At 44.5% G+C, this 21,572-nt stretch carries 16 protein-coding genes; all 16 read right to left on the bottom strand.

The window, feature by feature from the left end; genetic code table 11:
* Positions 1–43: 43 nt before the first annotated feature.
* Positions 44–1,801 carry a methyl-accepting chemotaxis protein gene (locus tag NYR53_RS12270; RefSeq protein ID WP_261305429.1) on the bottom strand — a complete coding sequence of 586 codons (1,758 nt, stop codon included), beginning with the start codon at positions 1,799–1,801 and terminating at the stop codon, positions 44–46.
* Between the two features lie 120 nt (positions 1,802–1,921).
* Positions 1,922–2,875 (bottom strand): ribose ABC transporter substrate-binding protein RbsB, encoded by a 954-nt coding sequence (gene rbsB, locus NYR53_RS12265; protein WP_261305428.1) that lies wholly within the window; start codon positions 2,873–2,875, stop codon positions 1,922–1,924.
* Between the two features lie 23 nt (positions 2,876–2,898).
* Positions 2,899–3,810 (bottom strand): ABC transporter permease subunit, encoded by a 912-nt coding sequence (locus tag NYR53_RS12260; protein WP_290429008.1) that lies wholly within the window; start codon positions 3,808–3,810, stop codon positions 2,899–2,901.
* A gap of 34 nt (positions 3,811–3,844) precedes the next feature.
* On the bottom strand, positions 3,845–5,353 hold the full coding sequence (locus tag NYR53_RS12255; RefSeq protein ID WP_261305426.1) for a sugar ABC transporter ATP-binding protein: 1,509 nt from the start codon (positions 5,351–5,353) through the stop codon (positions 3,845–3,847).
* Between the two features lie 14 nt (positions 5,354–5,367).
* Positions 5,368–5,763, bottom strand: coding sequence for a D-ribose pyranase (gene rbsD, locus NYR53_RS12250; protein ID WP_261305425.1), 396 nt, complete (start codon positions 5,761–5,763; stop codon positions 5,368–5,370).
* Complete coding sequence (gene rbsK, locus NYR53_RS12245; protein ID WP_437180177.1) at positions 5,760–6,671, bottom strand: ribokinase; 912 nt, start codon at positions 6,669–6,671, stop codon at positions 5,760–5,762. Before rbsK ends, rbsD begins: the two co-directional genes overlap by 4 nt.
* 23 nt (positions 6,672–6,694) lie before the next feature.
* Positions 6,695–7,693 carry a LacI family DNA-binding transcriptional regulator gene (locus NYR53_RS12240; protein WP_261305423.1) on the bottom strand — a complete coding sequence of 333 codons (999 nt, stop codon included), beginning with the start codon at positions 7,691–7,693 and terminating at the stop codon, positions 6,695–6,697.
* 318 nt (positions 7,694–8,011) lie between these two features.
* Positions 8,012–8,203: a hypothetical protein gene (locus tag NYR53_RS12235; protein WP_261305422.1), complete on the bottom strand. Its 192-nt coding sequence runs from the start codon at positions 8,201–8,203 to the stop codon at positions 8,012–8,014.
* A 399-nt stretch (positions 8,204–8,602) separates the two neighbouring features.
* Positions 8,603–8,758, bottom strand: coding sequence for a hypothetical protein (locus tag NYR53_RS12230; protein ID WP_261305421.1), 156 nt, complete (start codon positions 8,756–8,758; stop codon positions 8,603–8,605).
* A gap of 49 nt (positions 8,759–8,807) precedes the next feature.
* A complete protein-coding gene (locus NYR53_RS12225; RefSeq protein ID WP_261305420.1) occupies positions 8,808–10,991 on the bottom strand; it encodes a hypothetical protein in 2,184 nt (727 codons plus the stop codon).
* A 100-nt stretch (positions 10,992–11,091) separates the two neighbouring features.
* A complete protein-coding gene (locus NYR53_RS12220) occupies positions 11,092–12,774 on the bottom strand; it encodes a type 2 periplasmic-binding domain-containing protein (protein ID WP_261305419.1) in 1,683 nt (560 codons plus the stop codon).
* Positions 12,775–12,825: 51 nt separating this feature from the next.
* Positions 12,826–13,719 (bottom strand): carbohydrate ABC transporter permease, encoded by an 894-nt coding sequence (locus NYR53_RS12215; protein ID WP_261305418.1) that lies wholly within the window; start codon positions 13,717–13,719, stop codon positions 12,826–12,828.
* A gap of 40 nt (positions 13,720–13,759) precedes the next feature.
* Positions 13,760–14,722 (bottom strand): ABC transporter permease, encoded by a 963-nt coding sequence (locus tag NYR53_RS12210; RefSeq protein WP_261305417.1) that lies wholly within the window; start codon positions 14,720–14,722, stop codon positions 13,760–13,762.
* Between the two features lie 162 nt (positions 14,723–14,884).
* Positions 14,885–16,507: a response regulator gene (locus NYR53_RS12205; protein ID WP_261305416.1), complete on the bottom strand. Its 1,623-nt coding sequence runs from the start codon at positions 16,505–16,507 to the stop codon at positions 14,885–14,887.
* On the bottom strand, positions 16,500–18,230 hold the full coding sequence (locus NYR53_RS12200) for a sensor histidine kinase (protein WP_261305415.1): 1,731 nt from the start codon (positions 18,228–18,230) through the stop codon (positions 16,500–16,502). Before NYR53_RS12200 ends, NYR53_RS12205 begins: the two co-directional genes overlap by 8 nt.
* A gap of 95 nt (positions 18,231–18,325) precedes the next feature.
* A complete protein-coding gene (locus tag NYR53_RS12195) occupies positions 18,326–21,505 on the bottom strand; it encodes a GxGYxYP domain-containing protein (RefSeq protein WP_261305414.1) in 3,180 nt (1,059 codons plus the stop codon).
* Positions 21,506–21,572: the final 67 nt, after the last annotated feature.

The raw sequence follows: 21,572 nt of genomic DNA, 5'->3' as shown, positions 1-21,572 counted from the left end.
AACAAAAACTTGAAAGAGCCCAAAATTTGTAGAGTACTGTCTTTTATTCTTTATCGATTTTGAACATACTTATTACTTGTTGTAATTCTTGTGCGACTACAGTTAAAGTATTCGAAGAAGCTGTGATTTCTTGCATAGAAGCTAATTGTCCAATGGAAGTTTCTGCAACATTTTGGGTATGGCTATAAGACTTTTTAGAGATATGAGTCATTTCCAATACGGACGCAGTCACTTGTTCACTACTCGCGGACATTTGTTCGGATGATGATGCAATCTCTTGAATCTGGATAGATAAGCTGTCGAATGCACCCACGATTTCTTCAAAAGCGGCTCCCGCTAAGCTGACAGATTTCATCCCGTCATGAATTTCACTTACTCCTTCATTCATGGACAAGACAGCGCGACTTGTATCCGTTTGAATACTCCGAATTAATTCCTGAATTTGCTGAGCTGACCGTTCAGACTCCTCTGCTAACTTTTTAACTTCTGCGGCAACGACTGAAAAGCCTCTCCCTAGTTCCCCCGCACGAGCTGCCTCTATCGAAGCATTCAAAGCAAGCAAATGTGTTTGAGATGCGATCTCGGTAATCATATTTACTATGCCGCCTATTTCTTTAGAACGATCATTTAATTGGATAAGTTCAGCAGCACTCTTTTGTACAATATCGTTTACAGCATTCATCCGATGGATAGCTAAATGGATCATTTCATTACCTTGAATAGCTCCTTTTGTCGTTTCAATTGCAAGATCTGACGCATTGCTTGAAGCTTCAGCTATATTCTGAATGCCTTTTGACATTTCTTCCATGGCCTTACTTGTTTCAGAGAATCCCAACATTTGATTCTCCGCCCCTGCGGCTACTTCTTGCATGGCTGTTGTAATCTGCTCCGTAGATAGGGATGTTTCTTCCGAACTCCCCGACAAATCCTCTGACGAAGAAGCTACTGTTAGGGAAGCTTGTTGAATCCGAATTACAATACTTTGTAAATTTCCAACCATTTGATTTAGTGAATTTACCAAATTACCAATTTCATCGCGGTTTTTCACTTTCATTGCTTTGATTCTAAGGTCACCTGATGCCACCTGCTCTAGCATACGAGATACCAAACGTACTGGATTAGAAATATTTCGGGTAATAAAATAGGCAAGAATCATGGAAATAATGAGCGAGATGATAATGAAAACTAGAGAAGTTATAATACCTGAATGATAGACCTGTTGAGACTCTTCTCCCGCCTTTATTGAACCATCATGATTGATTTTAACTAAAAAGTTCACATTGATTTGCATATTATCAAATACTTTTTGTGAATCCCTTAAGAATTGTAAAAGCTGATCTCCTTTGTCTCCTGACCCCTTATAAATGAGATTAATTTTTTTGGATAACTCAATAAATTGGTTATGTAAAGATTTATATTTGTCCCACTCTTCTTTTAACGAATCGAAATTTACTTGCTCTTCATCAGTGGCAATCGTCTTTGCATATGTCTGAAAGTCATTTTCGATCTTCTCCATGGCTATTTGCGTTTGGGCGTTAAGTTCTCCAATTAAAGATTGATTGGGTTCAATTAAAGTTCGAAGTTCCAGGGAACGTACTTGCTCCGTTAAATAATTAATCTCATTAATCAATTCAATGCCAGGCAACCGGTCTGTAGTAATGTTTATAGATTTAACGTTCACAGATTTCAATTGATTTATTGTTGTCAAACCAAGCATACACATCAATAACAAAATTACGATAAAGCCGGCATATAACTTCTTACCGACAGTTAGTTTTATTTTTTTAAATCGTTGATTCACAGTGCCAACCTCCAATGTTGAATTCACCTTTTAAACAGAAGATGAACCCCACCACCTTTATTTCCTTCAGTGGAAGGGTTCATCACTCATTTTGCTAATATGATAAACAGATACGTATTCTTATTTTTTCGTAATCAATTCCAAATCTACCGGAATAAATTTTTCAACTTTTTCCCCTTTAAGCACTTTCAACGCTGTTTTCACAGCTGTGTCTCCGATGGATGCCGGTTTTTGAGCTACTGTTGCGGCAAGTTTCCCGTCATTTACAGCTTTAACCGCGTCATCGGTAGCATCGAAACCAACTACAGCAATATTTTTACCAGATGCTTGAATCGCTTGAAGGGCACCTAATGCCATTTCATCATTATGAGCAAATACCGCCTGAATATCTTTATTTCCTTGTAAAATATTTTCCATTACGGAAAGCCCTTTTGCTCGGTCGAAATCAGCAGGTTGAGAAGCAATCACTTTTACGCCAGCTTTTCCGTCAACAGCATCATGGAAGCCTTTTCCTCGATCACGTGCTGCAGAAGTTCCTGCGATCCCTTGAAGTTCTACTAGATTACCTTTATCACCAAGGGTTTTCAAAATAAAGTCGCCTGCCATTTTGCCGCCTTTTACATTATCTGAAGCAATGTGAGTAACGACTGTTCCGCCATTGGCTGCACGGTCAACCGTAATTACAGGAATATTGGCTTTATTGGCAGATTGAACTGCAGTAACAATCGCGTCGCTATCTGTTGGATTGATAAGAATTACGCTTACCTTTTTCTGAATTAAATCTTCAATGCCGCTAATTTGTTTCGCTGTATCATTTTGAGCATCTACAACGACCAAAGTAGCACCAGCTTCTTTTGCCGCTTTATCCGCACCATCTTTCAAGGTGACGAAGAATGGATTATTTAAAGTGGATACGGAAAGCCCAATTGTCATCTTACCTGTAGCTGCTTTGCTATCCGTGGTAGCTGATGGTGCAGCAGTAGCTCCTCCCTCAACCTTAGATTGAGTCGAACAACCAGCCAATATCAGGAACACCGCTACTACGGCGGACAATACGAGATTCATTTTTTTCATGGTAAACTCCCCTTTGATGTGTTTTATTTTCGAGCCTTTGATCGGTCTAACAATACAGCAATTAAGATGACTATCCCTTTAACCACCTGTTGATAAAAAGACGAAACATTTAATAGGTTAAGACCGTTGTCCAATACACCAATGATCATGGCTCCGATTAATGTACCGACAATCCAACCTCTTCCCCCTGATAAGCTGGTTCCACCAAGAACTACGGCTGCAATCGCATCCAGTTCAAAAGCTCCTCCTGCTGTCGGCTGAGCGGAGTTAAGTCTGGAAGTTAGAATGATACCGCTAATTGCAGCTAATAGACCGCTAATCGAGTAAACCAAGATTTTTACTTTCGATGTGTTAATACCTGAAAGCCAAGTCGCCTCCTCGTTGCTGCCGAGTGCGTATACACGTCGACCAAAAGTTGTATGCTTTAAAATAATATATAAAACTGCAAATGCAATAACCATCCATATAATTGGCATTGGAATTTGCAGAAAATACCCTTTCCCTAACAAAGCGAAATCCTCTTTGAAGCCCGTGATTGGCCTTCCCTGCGTATAAACTAAGGTAAGTCCGCGGAATACTGTCATTGTTGCCAGTGTCGCAATAAATGGAGCTACCTTACCTTTCGTAATTAACAATCCATTGATCGCTCCCATGACCAAACCGCCAACTAAACCGATTCCTACAGCTAGCCACGTATTCATCCCGCTTGCCATTAAACCAGCCGTAAAAGCACTTGATAAGGCCAGTATGGATCCTACAGAAAGATCGATTCCCCCAGTCAGAATAACGAATGTCATACCGAAGGCAATAAGAGCATTAATCGAAATTTGACGAAGAACGTTAAAAATATTACCAACGGTTAAAAAATCACCGTTCACTACCGACAAAATAACTACAATTAGAACCAATCCCAATAAAGACCCAAGACTCTGCATCTTACCGATTTTGGGTCTGCTTAAAGCTTTACCGTCAACCTGCATGTCGGTTCCCTCCCCCTGTTGCACTTAACATGATTTTTTCCTGACTTGCCTCTTCTTGTGTAAATTCACCGCTTATTTTCCCCTCGTGCATGACGAGTATGCGGTCACTCATTCCCAAAACTTCCGGAAGCTCGGAAGAGATCATAAGAATGGCTACACCTTGCGAAACTAGTTCATTCATGAGATCATAGATTTCTTTCTTAGCACCGATATCAACTCCGCGTGTGGGCTCATCCAAAATCAAAACTTGCGGGCTTGTCGCCAACCATTTTCCGATAACCACTTTTTGCTGATTACCTCCGCTAAGAGAGCCGACCTTCTGCTCACTGTTTGGTGTTTTAATCAGCAGTTTTTTAATCATGGAATCCGATAGCTCCCGTTCCTTTGAACGGTTCATGAAACCAAATGATGACAATAGCTTCAGATTCGGAAGGGCTAAGTTGTCGTTTACCGAAAGGGGAAGGAGCAGTCCCTCATCTTTCCGATCTTCCGTGATTAAGCCAATACCCGCGTGAATGGCATCAATTGGTTTATGAATGGAGACTGGTTTTCCGTTAATGGAAATCGTTCCACGATCAATAGGAGTCACTCCGAACAGTGCTTTCGCCAGTTCTGTTCTTCCAGCACCCATAAGTCCGGCGATGCCTACGATCTCTCCTGCTCTTACAGATAAGGAAATGTCATGGAGTTTCCCTTTTTGAGTCAACCCGCTCACCGTCAGTTTTTCTTCTCCTAGGGTGACTTTTACTTTAGGAAAACGGTCTTTTATTTCCCTGCCAACCATCATTTTGACGAGATGATCCATCGTCGTATTGGCAATGTATTCGGTTCCAATATAATGTCCATCGCGCATCACTGTAACTTGATCGCAAATCCTAAAAATTTCTTCCATCCGATGCGAAATATAAATCATGCCGACACCCTTTTCCTTAAGGGAAGCGATGACAAGGAACAATGCCTCAATTTCACGATCGGTGAGGGCCGCTGTCGGTTCATCCAAAACAAGAATTTCTGCCTTCATAGACAGCGCTTTCGCAATTTCGACCATTTGCTGTTGACCTACAGAAAGCTCATTAACTAACGTACCCGGATCAATATTCAAACCCAATTGAGATAAGTAACGATGGGACTCTTGTCTCATCCTTCTCCAGTTAATTAGCTTCGACTTCCCATAAGTGAATTCTCGACCAAGAAAAATATTTTCCATGACCGTTAAATGGGGAACCATATTTAGCTCCTGATGAATAATAACGATACCTAAGTCTTGTGCCATGGAAGGCGATGCAATATCGTAAACGTTTCCATTAACTGTAATGGATCCACTATCCTTTGTATGAATCCCACCCAATATTTTCATTAGCGTAGATTTGCCAGCCCCGTTTTCCCCCATCAGCGCATGTACTTCTCCGCGATGCAGGGTGAAATCTACCTGTTCTAACACCTTAACACCTGGGAAACTTTTACTGATTCCCTTCATTTCCAATAGTTTTGATGTCATTCCAATTCCTCCTTTCAGAAGATAACTCCAGATTGAAGAATCACGTTGGCATATGGAGTAAACTCACCCGTTCGAATGATTGCCTTTGCTTGATGAGTCATTGTCTTCAGTTCTTCATGACTGACCTCATTCAAAGTTACCCCTTCCAACGCCAACTCTGTTTGTTTCTTTAGTTTTGGGCTTCTTTGATCCATTTCACGTGCAACGAAAGCCTGCTCCACTTGTAATTCTTTAAGTACGGTTTCCAAACAATCCATAAAAGAAGGAACACCTTGTTTCAAAGCCAAATCAATCCGCTTAACATGGGCAGGAATAGGCAGCCCGCTATCACAAATGACAATCGTGTCGGTATGCCCAAGTTCACTGATCACCTTGGAAATTTCACTATTTAAAATTCCGATCTTTTTCATGATGACTCTCCCTTGGAATTCTTCGCAAACAGTTCCACTTCCTCAAGGCTCGGCATTCCAGCTTGAGCCCCAAACTTAGTAACAGCTAGCGCAGAAACCTTTGCTGCAAATGATACAGATTGTTCCAAGCTGTTTTGCTTGGCAAGCGAAAAAGCTAATCCGGCATTGAATGAATCCCCAGCACCTGTCGTATCGACAACAGAAACCTTATAGCCTGGCACTTTGTGAAGCTTACCTTTTTCTAAAAAAGCAGATCCGTCACCACCTAAAGTCGTTATAACGTTACTTGCTCCTTTTTGCATCAAACTTGTCATAGCAACTTCCAACTCTTCACCCTCTGCATGGATTCCTGTAAGCAAGCTCAATTCAGAACGGTTGGGAGTGATGTAATCTACATTCCTTAACAGCTCGTCAGGTAAAAACTGAGCGGGAGCCGGATTCAAGACAACCGTCTTTCCAAAGGATTTTGCCTTTTTCGCAGCATGGACAACCGTTTCTAAAGGAATTTCCAGCTGAAGAAGAAGGATATCCGCCGTTTGAATGATGTCATCATATCGATCGATATCGTCAGGTAGCAATTGATAATTAGCACCCGGAACAACCACAATGCTGTTATCCCCATTGGAGATAAAGATGGAAGCTATCCCCGTTGCAATACCATCCATGAGTTTAACTGAGTTTCTACTGATCTGATTATCATCTAAAGCTTTTAATAACTCTTGACCAAAACTGTCTGTTCCGACAGCTCCAATCATTGTTGTTTGGGCTCCGAGCCTTGCAGCCGCTACCGCTTGATTTGCACCTTTGCCACCTGGTATGAACCGGGCGTTAGATCCAAGAATCGTTTCTCCCAGTTGTGGGTGTCTATCTGCTTCAATAACGATATCCATGTTTAAGCTTCCGATCACAACAATATGAGGTACCTTCAATTTTACCCACTCCTCTTCGTAGATTCTCTTGGGACTAACGTGACATCCAGTTCATAAATTTGATCCGCTTCGATGGTACCTTCGATCTTCTTAATCAAAATCCTCGATACTAATGCACCCATATCATAAATGGGTTGCGCAATCGTTGTTAGTTCAGGTTCTGTTATTTCCGTCATATTTATTCCATCAAATCCACAAACTACAACTTGTCCAGGTACTTGAATGCCCATTCTATGCAGCGCTTTCAAGGCTCCGACAGCCATTAAATCATTTCCTGCGAAAATAGCATCAATATCAGGATGCCGCCGCATAAGTTCCTCTGTAGCTTTTATACCGCCGCTAATCCCAAAATCCCCTTGAACCATTAAGCTTGGGCTGAACCATTCAAAAGCTCTTACGGATTCCTCGTATCCAATTAATCTCTCTTTGGCAGGGATCAGATCCTGAGGACCATAAATATGTCCGATTTTCTTGCTTCCTAACTCAAGAAGATGCTTTACTGCTAATCTGCCTCCCTCACGATTGTTCGAACGAACAACGCTGCAGGATTTATTCGTAGGAGCTCGGTCTAAACAAACAAACGGGATGTTAAAGGACGCCAATTTGTCTACATCTTCTTGTCCCAATGTATTGGATGCAAAAATAATGCCATCGATATTTTTGCTCTTTAATATGTCAATATAATTTTTCTCTTTACCAATTTGTCCATCAGAATTGCATAGTATGACAGTAAATCCATACGTAGAAGCAACATCTTCAACTGCCCGTGCCAGCTCTGGAAAAAAGGGGTTTGAAATGTCGGGTAAAATTAGCGCAAATGTTTTTGTGCTTTTTCCAGCAAGTCCCCTTGCTACAACACTAGGTAAATAATTCAGTTTTTCAATAGCATGTTTTATTTTCAGTTCGGTATCTGCGTTTACATATCCACTTTTGTTTAAGTAACGAGATATAGTGGCAACAGAGACTCCGGCTAACTTGGCTACATCACGAATGGTTGCCATCCTAGTTTCACTTCCAAGTTTATATTTATGGTAACGATACCGCAAATTAATACTAACCTTGATAATATACAGGTTTTATAATGTGGTACCGGTTACACATGAAATATATCATAGTTTATTTTCATTCGCAAGATAAATATTTTAACAACAAGCGTTTGTTGTAAACACCAATCCATCTAAGCCATTCGGTGCAAGCCTCATACACTTTCCATTCGTGTTTGTTCAATCTCCTGTTTAATTTGAGTCCAGAACAGCTGGCTTATCATCAAAAGCTCATGCTGCGGATGACGGTTCAAACCGATCTTCCCTTAATAGTTATTAAAATGAAAAAAGCTTGATCCAGAGGCAATTCATTGGATCAAGCTTTTGAGTCCTACTGATTTTACCGATCGTTCCAGTAAGCTGATATAAGCATGGCTTAAGCCCGAATGCTTCGCCAACTCTCTTCGGGGAGTAACCCATAATAATTCGCGCTTTGATAAATACTTCAGTCTTGAGCATAATTCTCATATCCACCATCCTCCCGAAGCTCTCATCCAGCGTTTCCTTGGGGGGCGCTGTCCGCATCATTCCTTGTTTCATCAATAGTAAGAGGTTCTTCCCCAGGATAATTTTTATAGGAATCAAAAATATAAAGAAATTGAAATAACAAAAAACCGGGTGAACACCCAATCCATGAAGAAAACCTAAATATGAATCCTCACAGCTCTAATCACCAATCTACGATTTACCATCCAAATGGAATTAACAGGTAACTGGTGCGTTAAAAAAAAGAGTTAGCTAATTTGAGCTAACTCTCTTTTGGTCTAACTATTAATAACCTACCACGGATAATACGCGGTCACTAATGGCATTCAACTTCTCGAGTTCGGATACGAACAATGAAAGGGCTGCCGCTGCACCATGCTGCTACGTTTCAATGTCTTCCTTATCTACTTCCATCTCACCATTAAGCTGTTTGGCGTAATCGCGCATCAATTCAAAATCCGGATTGCAGATGTCCTCTTGCATGTTGGCTTCATCTACATCCTGCGTATTCAAAAGATTCCTATTCACGTTGTCCATCCTACTCTCTCCTTTCTTCCTGAGAGTAGGTTTTCCATTCTTATACAATTTATCCCTTTCCGAAAATGACCGTAACGAGTGTCCCCTCCGGCACCCCCGGATAACGGATTAGAAGCGTTCGAGATCCAGGCTCCCAGCTTCGATCTACAATTTCAAGACCATCCGCGATGACAAGACGGGGTTCCTCTGTCAGTTGAAGCCTTGTACTAACGGTTATACCTGCAGGCGCCTCGGAGACGAACCGGAACTTCCCATTTACGAGAGGTTCCTCGCCGCGGATTCGCGATGAACTGACGACGACAGCTGAAGTCATGTCCGGGGCTGCCTCAAGATCATAGAGCAGACTTCCCTTGCCTGGTACGACAATCGGGTTGTTCACAATCGCAAGCCTGGCATCGAAAAGGTCTATATAGCTGCCATGAACGATGACAGTCTCATCCGTAAGCGACTCCGTCATGACGCGTGTCGCGACATAGGGGCCACGTCGGATTTGAAGGTAATGCTTTTCGCGCAAAGGCTCCTCATCTCCGCGCATGGCAAGTGCACGTTTTACGCTTTCGCGGACCCAATTCGCGCCATCTTCGGTTTCAGCCAATCGGGCTGGATGTACGCGATGGACGATAACACCACCTTGACCTACCCGGTACTCCCCATCCTCAGGGCGGCGTCCTATCCCAATGGCCTCAAACAAATGATCATCTGGCCGTTCGTAGGCTTTAGCACCTTGGTTCCACCATTCCTTGACACCGTGGTACGGGTCACTGCCGTCTCCTACATAGATTAAGCAGCCTCCTTCTCGTATCCACTGCGACAGCACTTGATGAAGACCAGCGTGCTCCGGTTTCATAAATTCATAACTGAGAAGCAGCACCCGGTAATCGTCCAAATACCCCGGGAAATGAAGCAAATTGTCCAACTGCACCGGGCGAAGCGGAATGCCATGTTTAACAAGCGGCAGCGCCAGCCCATAGAATGCCGACCAATTCAGCATCTCTTCGTGATGCTCGGAAGGGAGAATTAGCGAACTGATGGTGCCATCGTAACGAAAGTCAGCCTCACTTGACTCTGACTCAATGTCACCCCGTTGGAACATCGCTGAGTTGGCAAGAAGGAGACCGATGCCATCTGTTTGTTCATCGGACATGATTTCCTCATGGCGGTGCATGTCACGAAGTACATGCATGATGGTCAACAGCTCGGTCGCATAATCGGGCGGAATCATTTCTTTTCCTTTGCCGTCTTCCTTCGGGTAGGCAACCTCAAACACTCTTCGCGGCCAAGGGCATATCTCGTAATGGTTTACGTAAGGATGCAGCAGAGAGGCCACAACTGTATCTTCATAATTGACCTTATATTCCGACCATGTGTAATTCGGATTGTCCTCAATGGGGTCGTGCAGAAACCACATATCACGGCCCGTGCCGCGAACGAGTTCTTGCATGACGCCGTATTCCAGGAATGCCGTTTCGAACGTTCGCTCTTCGCGGATGCCTTTGTACACATTGCGCGTACGCGAAGTCCCCGTCCATACTTGAGCAATAAACCCATCGCAAGCTGGCATGTTGACCAGTAGTGCTTCCGGACTCACAATCCGCCACTGCGTGTAATTGATCAGACTATGCGTCGGCACATAAAATCGGATCGCTCGCCCATAATGAACTTCCGCATATTCCTTCATCTGCGCACATAAGCGATCTAGCGTACGATAGTACAGATACGCCTTCAACTTGGACGCCCGGTACTGCGCATCTGGCGACTCATGTGGCGGTATCCACGGCTCCTGATAGAAGATGCGCCATTCCCTCTTGAAGGCTTCCGAATATCCGCCGGCTACCCAAAACTCCGGCTCCTCCAGATGAATGGCTTCGGCCCCACTATCAATAGCCCGCTTAATACCAGCAGCAAGGTACTCGCTGAAGGAAATCGTCGGGACCATATAAGGCACGTCTTTGCCGTGCAGCAGATGATCTCCGGCGCGATTGGTCTGGGCTTCGTCCCAATGATCACGGCCATCATACTTTCCGTACAAATAGTTTTGATATTCTCCCCATGACACTCCTGTCATCAGGTGGATGATGTAGCCCCTTTCTTTCCATCCCGCGATTCGTTCCTCCAAGTCGTCCGAGATACCGTACACCATGACAAAATCGCTGCGCAAATCGTACTTAGCCCCATACGGACGTGATTCTTGGAAACCCGTCCATTCCTTCCTATCCGATACCGGTCTCGACAAAGGTAATCCCTCCTCCAGGAGTTCCCACTCAGCAGAACAAGAACGGGAGAGTCTTATGCCTCTCCCGCCGTTCGCCACCTGAGCGGCCTCTTGTTAAGTTTTAGTTAGGCATTTGAAATTTCACAACTTCTTTGCCTTTTAGATTATCATTCGTGAATTTGATCGCTTCGTTATATCCTGTTTTCACCAACTGCCCACGTAAATCATTGATGATTTTGAGTGCTGCTTCATCGGATTTGGCAAATATCGCTTCCTTCCAAACGTCACCGGTTTTATCCATGGATGGCTTCAGTGATTCCCATTGAGGGGCTTTCGTAATGACGTCCCATGGATTATAGGCAGTAATGACTTTAATACCGTTCGGGCGCATTATTTTGCGAGCTTTCTCTAGAGAAGCCACGCGATTCTGATCGGCCCAGATGTCCCCGTTACCTTTGGAATTCGTACGATCCAGACCGGTCAAACTTTCGTAGCCGACGCCGATCCCTTCGTTCTTTTTCAACTTCCCGGTTTTGTCATTCACAAACTTATCAAACCATTCCTTTTTCGCTGTCGGTTTGCCGTTCTGCATATCCCAATGGACGCCTTGAACGCCGTAGCGAGTGAGCATGAAGCCTTCATCCGAAGCAAGGAAATCCAGCAGGCGAAGTGCCGCATCCACATCCTTTGCTTGCTTCGTAATGACGGTCACATTGTTGCCTTGAACACCTAGATCGGCCGGACGGTTGGCATCAGCACCCGCTCTTTCCAGCGGACCTACTGGCACGTAATCGCTGCCCGGGTGAGATTGGACGTAGTCCTTGGAAGCATCAAGAATAGCTGGATAATGAGCTGCGAGGACAGCTACGCGCCCTTGCTTTACTTTCTCATTCGCTATTGGATCTGTCTGCGTGAACGCTTCGGGATCCAGCAACCCTTGGGAAATCAGCTTTCGATAGTATAACGTGTAGTCTTCGTATGCTTTCGTGAAGAAATTATTCTCGAGAGTGCCATCCCCTTTATCGAGGAAGCCTGAACCCATAAACATCTGATCGCCGATATTAACAGCCCAACCGTTGTGAAAGCCTCCGAGTGGAATGACAGGTTGACCGCTCTCTTTGAGGCCAGCATCTTTAATCTTCTTCAAGAAATTATATAAGTCGTCCTTTGTTTTGACGGACTGCGGATCTACCCCTACTTTATCTGCAATGTCCTTGCGTACATAGAATCCGTACAGCCAGTCCATAGCATCCTTGTCCGTTGCAGGGTGATTTTGATATAGCAAATATTTTTTGCCGCTATAGGCGTCGATCGCTTTTTCGTAGAGCGCAGGCGGTACGTGTTCTTTGGCGATTTCTTTGGCTAGGTTAGGGTAATTGGCCAGCTTACCGGAGAGATCAACCAATTGGCCCTCTTTTGCAGCTTTGACGATGCCATCCAGCTCACCACCCCAAGCCGGTCCCGTATATATATCTGGCAGATCTTGCGTTGCGAAGATCGTGTTGACTTTCTCCACTTCGCTTCCTTTGGTATATTCCATTTGAACCGTTACCCCGGTTTTCTCCTTGATCACTTTGGCAACGGCATTCATGTCGCTTTCAGAACCGCTGGAACCATTCCAGTTATGCAAAACTTTAAGTGTGACCTCTTTCTTGGTGTCCGTTTTGGCCGTAGTACTTGGACTTGTGCTTGAATTTGCGCTTGGACTTGGAGAATTTTCATCCTTCTGCGTACAACCTACTAAACTACCAGCAAGCGTTAATGCTAATACAACGGAAGTACCTCTGGACCATTTCTTTTTCATGAGAACCCTCCTTGATTTTATTATAAGTTAAGCCCCCAATATCGAGGACAGCTAACCCTTAACAGAACCTAACAAAACGCCTTTGACAAAATACTTTTGCAAGAATGGGTATATGCACAAAATCGGGAAGACGGTAATAACCAGGAGAGCCATCCGTAACGATTCGGGCGTTGAGCCGGCTGGATTCACGCTAATCGTTTGGCCTCCTTGCTGAGCTGCCCGCTGCATCGAATTCGAGAGCGCTTCCGCTTCGGTCAGCATTTGCTGCAACAGCGTTTGAACAGGAACTAGGTTTTTGTTCGATACATAGTAAGCCCCAGCAAACCAATCGTTCCAATGTGCGACACCAATGAACAAGCTTATTGTTGCCAGCACTGGACCTGATAAGGGAAGGATAATTTTCAAGAAGATCGTGAAATCCCCATATCCGTCAATGCGTGCCGACTCGTCCAGCTCTTCCGGTATCCCCTGCAGGAATGTCCGGATGATGACGATATGCATGAAGTTGAATAGCATCGGAATGATATACACCCAGAACGTGTTGATCAGATGAAGTTTTTGCAGCGTGATGAAGTAAGGAATGAAACCCGCGCTGAAAATCGTAGGCAAAAAGATATAAAATGTGAAAAACGTTCTTCCGGGCAGTGTTTTCTTAGCCAGTGCGTAAGCCATAAGGGTACATAGAAGCACGTGTAGTAAAGTGCCGAGGATCGTGCGCAGCAGTGTAATTTTGTAAGCTTGCCAGATCCGAGGATTGTGGAACACTTGCGCGTAATTATCAATTGTAAACTGCCGAGGCCAGAAATACAGCGCACCCTTCATGGAGTCATTTCCATCGTTTAGTGAGTAGACAAGAATATAAATGAACGGGTAGATCATTGAGAAACCGATCAGCGCCAGGATGATATAATTTAGTGTGTTGAATAAGGAAAAATCGCGCTTCATCTCATCACTTCCTTAGCGTCTTCATGAGTAAACTTTTGCTTTAAAAAAGGGACACATCGCTATATTTCTTAGCGATTCGATTGACAACAAGAATCATCACCAGACCGATAATGCTTTGGAACAAACCAACGGCAGCCGCATAGCTTAGGCGGCCTCCACTAATACCGGAAGTGATGACATGCACGTCAAGGACACTGCCTATTCGGGCTGTTGCAGGTCCATTCAAGAGAAGCAATTGCTCGTACCCGGCGCTCATCAAGCCACCGACGGAGAGAATAAAGAGGATCACCGCAATATTGCGAATACCTGGGAGCGTGACATGCCACATTTGCCGAAAACGGTTCGCGCCGTCAATCTTTGCCGCTTCGTACAATTGCTGATCAATCCCGGCTATTGCCGCCATATAGATGATGGAATTCCATCCAATATTTTTCCATACATCAGACCCCAATATCATGGGATAAAACCATGTCGTGTTGTAAAGGAATTGAATCCGCTCCAAGCCGAGTGAGGCAAGCAGGTCATTCATCGGTCCTCCGTACGGAGTTAGGAGGCGCTGCATCAGCGTTACGACTACGACCCAAGATACGAAGTAAGGTAAGTAGGAAAGCGTCTGGACAACTTTTTTGAATTTCACTCTTCGTACTTCATTCAGAAGTATCGCTAGAATAATCGGCATTGGGAAACCAATGAGAAGCTTTGACAAACTGATCACAATGGTGTTCCGAATGAGCTCTGTTGCTTGATAATAATCGAAGAATTGGCGAAAGTATTTCAAGCCGGCCCAAGGACTCCCGGAGAAGCCGCCGGTGAACGTAAAATTACGAAATGCCACTTGAATTCCGTATAAGGGAACGTAAGAAAAAATGAAGAACCAAATGATGCCTGGCAGCATGAATAAGTAAAATACTTTATGTTGCCAGATGCGTTTCCATAGCAAACGCTTGAATGACATCGATTTTCGGGTTTGAACTTCGGCCATAGAATTTGTCAATGATTCCATTGTAAGCGTTTTACCTCCTTATTGGACTTATTCATAGGTTCCATTTGATATATTTATCATATCAGCTATGAATGCCCACTCGGTAGTCCAAATATTTATGATCAGGTATCACTTTCTTTGGAATTTGTCATGTTTTTTGGATTCACACTTCATCTTGAATTTTCACTTCATCTTGAGCCGTTCCCTGAACTGCGTCGGCGTCATCTCGTAGTAATCTTTGAATACCTTTGTAAAATAGCGGTAACTTTGGTATCCGACCTCATTCCCAACTTGAGCGACGGTTAATGCCGTTCCTTCAAGAAGTTCCAAGCTCTTCTCCATGCGAAGCCGAACGAGAAATTCCACGAAGTTATAACCCTTCTCTTGCTTAAATAAAGTGCTGAAATATGAAGCACTGATCCCCACATATTCAGCGACTTCATGAAGTGAAATATCCCGAGACAGCTTGATCTTCATGTATTCAATGCCTTTGGAGACCGGCGACAGAGAAAGGGCTTCGATAGCGATCGATTGCAGCATAAACTGAATCAACTCTTTCGCCTTCTCGGCAAGCTCAGCATACGTTTCCTGACAACGGATTTCCTCAATAAACATTTCCATGACTTCACTCGTCACAGGAAGTGATTTAACTTCCCTCAGCTGACGAAACAGATTAACGAGCATTTCACCCACAATGAATCGTATGGCATCCTCCGATTCCCCGCTGCTGCACAAGCTCCGCAGAAATTCAGTAAAGAGTCCATAACCCCCTTGCTCGTCACCATGCTTAAAGGCGATAATGAGTTTTTTTTCAAGATCAGTCGGATAAAAGCCTTCGCTTTGACCTTGCGGTGATGGATGATATAGATTCACAGACGCTTTACCCGTGAAAAATTTGCGCCTAAGCGCCTTGAACGCTTGCTCATAGGCCTCGGGAACATTGGAAATACCCCTGAACGGTTGACTGCATCCCACTGAAAGTTGAACGTTAAATAAGCGCAAATATTTGTTTAAGTTATCCTGGAAGGCACGGCCTGCAAGAAGCCCTTGGTTATCAACTTCTCTTTCTGGTCCAGCTTCAAGTAGGAAAACGTAACGGTTCGGCGGCATCTGCACAGAATCCACTGCTCCGTAATTGTGAGAGATTTCATCCAAAATATTAGTAACGATGAAACGGCATAGCTTCTGATCTTCATCGTTATAATTCTCAGTGAACTTGGCGTAATCGTCGAATTCCGCAACAAGCATAAGAAATGAGCCATTCACGATATCTACTGGAGTGTCAAATTGACTGAACCACCGCTCCGGAGAGATTACGTTGTCTTTACGCGTCAGCCAGCGCTCATAGATTTGCGCTTTATGGAGCAATGCCTTCTCCTTCTGCATTTGATTCGCATATTGGATTTTCGTCGATTTCAAATGCCGCTCATCCAGTCTTCGCGCGATTGTTTCGAAAACTTCTGTTAATTGCTCTTTGGTTACAGGCTTCAGCAAATAATCGCGTACGTCAAGCTTAATGGCCTGCTGGGCATAATCGAATTCTCCGAAACCGCTCAGAATGACAATTTCCACAGGTTCACCCGGCAGCGACCGGATACGCTCCGTTAGTTCCAAACCATCCATGTAGGGCATCCGGATATCGGTCATCACCACGTCCACTTCAGGACGTTCCTTCAGGATTTCCCATGCTTGCTGCCCATCCTCCACAATTGCAATGACTTCAAAACCATTTTGCTCCCAATTAATAACCTTAGTGAACCACTTGCGCGTTGATAATTCGTCTTCCACAATAAGCAGCTTATACATGTTCAACCCCCTCAAGCACTGGCAGCGTTAATACAACTTCCGTTCCTTTCCCAGGCTCGGACTTAATGGACAAGCCATACTCATTGCCGAAATACATCCGAATTCGACTGTTCACGTTGTACAACCCGATGCCCTTGCTGGGCGAATGATCACTTAGCAAAGTTTCTGCCTGAGCTTTCGTCATCCCCACGCCATTATCACGAACGGTCACGATGACAGCCTGCTCCATGAGCTCGCCAATCACGGTCACAGAGCCTCCCGCCATTCCCTTCAGCCCATGCTGGATCGCATTTTCCAGGAGAGGCTGAAGGATTATTTTCAAGGTATAGAGACTTGGTATCTGCGGATCTATTTGCCATTCGATCGTATGTCTAGCACCAAAACGAATTTCCAGAATCTTCAAATAACACTTGGCGTGATCAATTTCTTGCTCGAAACGGATGGTGTTACTTCCCTTGGATACTGATATTCGAAAGAGGTCCGCTAGTGCGACGACCATACCAATGGCAGTTTGCTTCTCGTCCATGTCAATTTCGTTCTTTATTGCATCCAGTGTATTGTATAGAAAATGAGGATTAATCTGAGCTTGTAAAAAATTGAGCTCCATTTCCCTTCTTTCCAGTTTTTCCACATAGTTTTGGTGAATGAGGTCTCGCAAATTATCGAGCATTTTATCAAAATTACGATCTAATTCATCGATCTCATCACCTTTAACGCGGACTCTGCGGCTCGTAGAGAGCACCCCTCTGCCTACTCGGGATACTTTGGCGTGGAGACGTCTGATCCCTCGGGTCAGTTGACGGGTGATAAGCAAGGTTAGAAAAGAGAAAATAATCATGCAAATGATACTGACTGTCAAAATCGTTTGACGAATTTCATTTACTTTGGATTGAATCGACGCTTTGGGCACAAGAAGGTACATCGTCCAGTCCACATTCTGGAGTTTGCGGTACCACATGACATAGTCGGTCCCCTGTATATGTAGGTTCAGCTCGGAATCAGAGCTTCGATCCTCACGCGTCCGTTCGACGATTTCCTGTGGAAGCGGTTTGCCAAGTTGATCGGTGTCAGGGTTAAACATGATGGTTCCCTTACTGTCCGCGATGAATAAGCTGCCGCTAGCGTCCGCTTTGTTGCCCAACGTTTCCTGCACATACGTCACGGAAGGGATCTGGATCGTTAGCTTGATGTAACCAATCTTCTTAAACTCCCCGATGCTGTAAATCGGCCGCACCAACGCATAATAATATTTACCGTCAACCTGTTCAAGTATCCAAAACTTCGAATCCGGTATATCATTCAAGCCGAGAACCTTTCGAAGCCTATCCACTGGAAAAAGATATACGCCATCGGACATAACATCAGGTGATGTGGAGAAAAATTCGATGCTCTCAACATCGGTCGCCTGATAGGTTTGGATAAACCGGACAGCGCGAGAGATTTCCCGGTTCATGATAATAACGCCTTTCTCCCTGTATACTTCGGGTTCCGAAAGTACGCTTTGAACAGACTCCGACACCGTTAGATTATCAAGAATGCTTTCATAAAATCGGATATTGTAATAAATTCCGTTATTGGATTGGACTAATATCTTTTGATAAGAATCCGATACGTACCGGATAATGAGGTCTGACATTTGATTAAGGAAGTAATTGGTTAACCCTACGATTGGAAGTAAAATGGTCACCAAATATACGATCATTAATTTTTTGTGCAGCTTCATGCCTGTCTGTCCCCCTTAGTTTAAGTAAGCCTAACATTCTCTTCATTTCCCTGAGGGGACAGACATTTCCTTTATGGAAATAATTAACAAATGGATTATTCCGGAATACGTACTGACACATTATCGATCTGAACAGTCGCGTTATCGTCATACCACACACGGAACTGATAGGCATGCCCCAGAACGAAATCAGCTTCCATCATAATGGACTGATACGTATCGGCGACATTAAAATCACTGCGCAGCACGGCTTTTTCTCCAGTTACTTTGTTGCCTGTTCCGTCATAGATGTCGAGATTGAGCACCCGTTCGGAACCACCTGCCGGATTGTCGATCTTTATGCGGAAGTCGACCTTAAGGCTTCCGGATGGGAGATCCGCTACCCCGGGGCCATGCAGCATATGTCCAGCCGCATGCTCCTGCGGATTCGCGTACCAACCATCCGCGGCTGCAGCTCCCGTATTATGGCCGAAGTCTCGCTCTGCTTCGAAAATACGGCTCGTATAGTTTGCCGATATATGAATCGGAATCTGCGCTTCAAGGCCATTGTATGCCGCCTTTACGATGGCATCTCCGCTTTGAAGCACCTGCAGTGCGCCACCGGCACTGATAGTGACCGAAGCTTCACCTTGTACGATGGTCCAAGCCCCATCCGCCGTCAGATTAACGTCCGGCTTGCCTTGCTCGCTCGCTTTCCCCCACAACTGCAGCTGCTTATGCCCTGCATCCGTTCCGAACACCAACGAATTTACACCCGATCCGCCGAATTTAAAATAAAGCGTTTGTGTGTTCGGCTTCGTTATTTCTGGCATATCCAGTCTCACGTGGTCAACTTTGACGTTCGCCTTATCTTCGAAGTGCACACGGAATTCATAGGTGCTGCCGAGCGAAAAATCGACGTCTTCCAAGCTTATATCCATGTACTGATCTTGTACGGCAAAATCACGTAACTTCAACTCTTTTGAAGCTATAATTTGATCTGCGCTAGCATTATTAATATCTACAATTGCAATGGTATCTTCAGATCCAGTCGCACCTGAAGCCTTCATACGGAAAGTGACATCATGCACGCCTGATGGTATATCCGCCACATAAGGTCCGTATAACATATGACCGGGGCCATGCAGTTCTGTATTCGCCGACCAACCATCTCCGTCAAGCGCCCCCGTGTTATGTCCGAAATCGTTCTCCGCTTCATAGAGTTGCTGTGCTAAATTACGGTTCATCACGACAGTGACGCGATCGATCTTAACCTTGGCGTTGCCATCATACCAAGCTCTGAATTGATAAGAATGACCGGCAACAAAGTCAGCCTCAAGTGTTGAATTATGGTACGTGTCGGCACTTGGGAACTCGGAGCGATGCACGGCTTTCTCAGCCACCACCATGCCAGCTGTATCGTCATAGATATCCAGATTCAATACACGATCATTATCGCCAGTCACACGGTCAATCATGGTTTTGAATTTGACTTGGTTGCGGCCTGCCGGAATGTCTGAGGCACCTGGTCCGAAGAGCATATGTCCAGCAGCATGCTCCTGCGGATTAGCTGACCAGCCATCGCCATCCAACTTCCCTGTATTATGGCCAAAATCAGTTTCCGCTTCATACACTTTGTTGGTTACTTCCGTATCCTCTTTCGGTACGTTATTTTGAATGAGCTTCACCATTTTTTCAGGTGTTACGACTTGAACATCGCCGTGAAGTTGATCGATAACAGCCTTTACTTCATCCATAGAGGATGACCAGGCATGAACGAGAACGAGCGAATAGCCTGCAGCACTCTTCGGATTTCTTGGCGCCGCATTGATATGCTGGGCAACCGAATTTACATCACTTCCAGCGATGCCATGCCATAGCATTTCACGCGGAGTGACGATAGGCTTATTGTTAGACCACTTTAAAGCCCCGTTTAATGCTTTATGATTGCTGTATTCCAAATAAATGACGCCATCGACATTCGGCTCAGCTGTATATTTATCCCAGATCGCCTTCTTGTTAAAAGCATTAAAATCAATCACTTCAACAAGCGATAAATCAGCTTTGCCCATATACGAATTTAACCTTTTGAGATGTGTATCCAATTCCTGCTCCGGGTACATGGACGGATACATATATCCGCCGCCAGACGGACCAACGACAAAATTGTCCTTGTTTGTACCATCCTTATAAAAACGTTCCAGTACAGTTGGTGCTAAATCCATCATGCTGGGAGAAACAGCCCAACCCATATCGAAATTCCCACGGTTTGGGTTACCGAACCAAGGCTTGCCCTTCTCGGCCAAATCGTTCAGCATCCATTGAATATTATCGCCATCCGACATGACAAATGACACATAATGCACCTGATCCTGAACCGGAGGAGGCGTCTGTTCCTTCTGTTTGAGCTCTTTGATAGTAAAGCTGCTTAACACTGACAAATTATAGGCATGGTCAGCAGGCAGTGTATACAAACCCGCAGATGAACTTGGACGTATGAAAGCGTCTTCACCTTTGGACGCATCTCCCCATCCTAAAATAACAGCATCCGGCTCCGCATCCGCAATGATGGATTGTCGGAACGCGCTGTTCCCATCATAGAAGGTGAAAGCGTTAGCCATTACAGCGTAATCTCGCAGTTTGCCGCCCATACCGGACGCCAATTCTTCGCTCGTTTCCCCTTTTTGCTCAATCAAGGTGCGATGGTTGAGCTTATTCCAATAGTTTTGCTTGACCCAAGCTTCATCCTTTGTCGAGAGATCCATCAATTGCTTATTGCCTTTGGCTTGTTTGACATCGCCTTTTTCAATTAAGATGGCCTGTTTCAAATGGGCTAGTGATGTAGCTGCATTGATGGAGCTGTTCCCCTTTTCCCATAGTAAATAGCCGTCGAACTGCTTCTTGAACTCCTTCACGAGCTTCCAAGGATCACGGATAAATTCCGTTTTCACCCCGTATTTTTGGACCAAATCGTCCAGCCACTTCTTGTAATTCCCGGAATCGGGCAGTATGTATATTTGATCGGAAGACTTATTGGCGAGCAGCCCTTGCAGCGAAGCGATCATAACACTTTCCGTTTCCGACATATCGCCCAAACGGATCACGTAAAGCTTTTTGGCTTTAACAGCAGCCTTTACGTAGTTAGCGTCCGATTGCAGCGAACCGCTTTGAGAAAGCGTTGTTTCATCATCCGATTCAAATTCATTAGCTGCAGCGGATGAAGACAGAGGTGTTCCTAAGAGTGACATGACAATTGAAAAGCATACAAACAAGGCAAATAGACCGTTTTTTCTCATTGTAAACCTCCTCATGATTTAAATGTAGGACTGGATTGACTTGCTATTTGAATTATACATTTTAATA

It is taken from the genome of Paenibacillus andongensis (assembly GCF_025369935.1).
GTDB classification, from domain to species: Bacteria; Bacillota; Bacilli; order Paenibacillales; family NBRC-103111; genus Paenibacillus_E; species Paenibacillus_E andongensis.
The sequence above is the reverse complement of the archived record's forward strand: the minus strand, read 5'-3'. Positions and strand labels throughout refer to the sequence as shown.

What these genes read in the sequence shown, in the direction of transcription:
- rbsB (WP_261305428.1), bottom strand. Translation starts at nt 2,875, where the DNA reads ATGAAAAAAATGAATCTCGTATTGTCCGCCGTAGTAGCGGTGTTCCTG.
- NYR53_RS12200 (WP_261305415.1), bottom strand. Translation starts at nt 18,230, where the DNA reads ATGAAGCTGCACAAAAAATTAATGATCGTATATTTGGTGACCATTTTA.
- NYR53_RS12255 (WP_261305426.1), bottom strand. Translation starts at nt 5,353, where the DNA reads ATGACATCAAAACTATTGGAAATGAAGGGAATCAGTAAAAGTTTCCCA.
- NYR53_RS12240 (WP_261305423.1), bottom strand. Translation starts at nt 7,693, where the DNA reads ATGGCAACCATTCGTGATGTAGCCAAGTTAGCCGGAGTCTCTGTTGCC.
- NYR53_RS12205 (WP_261305416.1), bottom strand. Translation starts at nt 16,507, where the DNA reads ATGTATAAGCTGCTTATTGTGGAAGACGAATTATCAACGCGCAAGTGG.
- NYR53_RS12220 (WP_261305419.1), bottom strand. Translation starts at nt 12,774, where the DNA reads ATGAAAAAGAAATGGTCCAGAGGTACTTCCGTTGTATTAGCATTAACG.
- NYR53_RS12215 (WP_261305418.1), bottom strand. Translation starts at nt 13,719, where the DNA reads ATGAAGCGCGATTTTTCCTTATTCAACACACTAAATTATATCATCCTG.
- NYR53_RS12195 (WP_261305414.1), bottom strand. Translation starts at nt 21,505, where the DNA reads ATGAGAAAAAACGGTCTATTTGCCTTGTTTGTATGCTTTTCAATTGTC.
- NYR53_RS12260 (WP_290429008.1), bottom strand. Translation starts at nt 3,810, where the DNA reads ATGCAGAGTCTTGGGTCTTTATTGGGATTGGTTCTAATTGTAGTTATT.
- rbsD (WP_261305425.1), bottom strand. Translation starts at nt 5,763, where the DNA reads ATGAAAAAGATCGGAATTTTAAATAGTGAAATTTCCAAGGTGATCAGT.
- NYR53_RS12210 (WP_261305417.1), bottom strand. Translation starts at nt 14,722, where the DNA reads ATGGAATCATTGACAAATTCTATGGCCGAAGTTCAAACCCGAAAATCG.
- NYR53_RS12235 (WP_261305422.1), bottom strand. Translation starts at nt 8,203, where the DNA reads ATGAGAATTATGCTCAAGACTGAAGTATTTATCAAAGCGCGAATTATT.
- NYR53_RS12230 (WP_261305421.1), bottom strand. Translation starts at nt 8,758, where the DNA reads ATGGACAACGTGAATAGGAATCTTTTGAATACGCAGGATGTAGATGAA.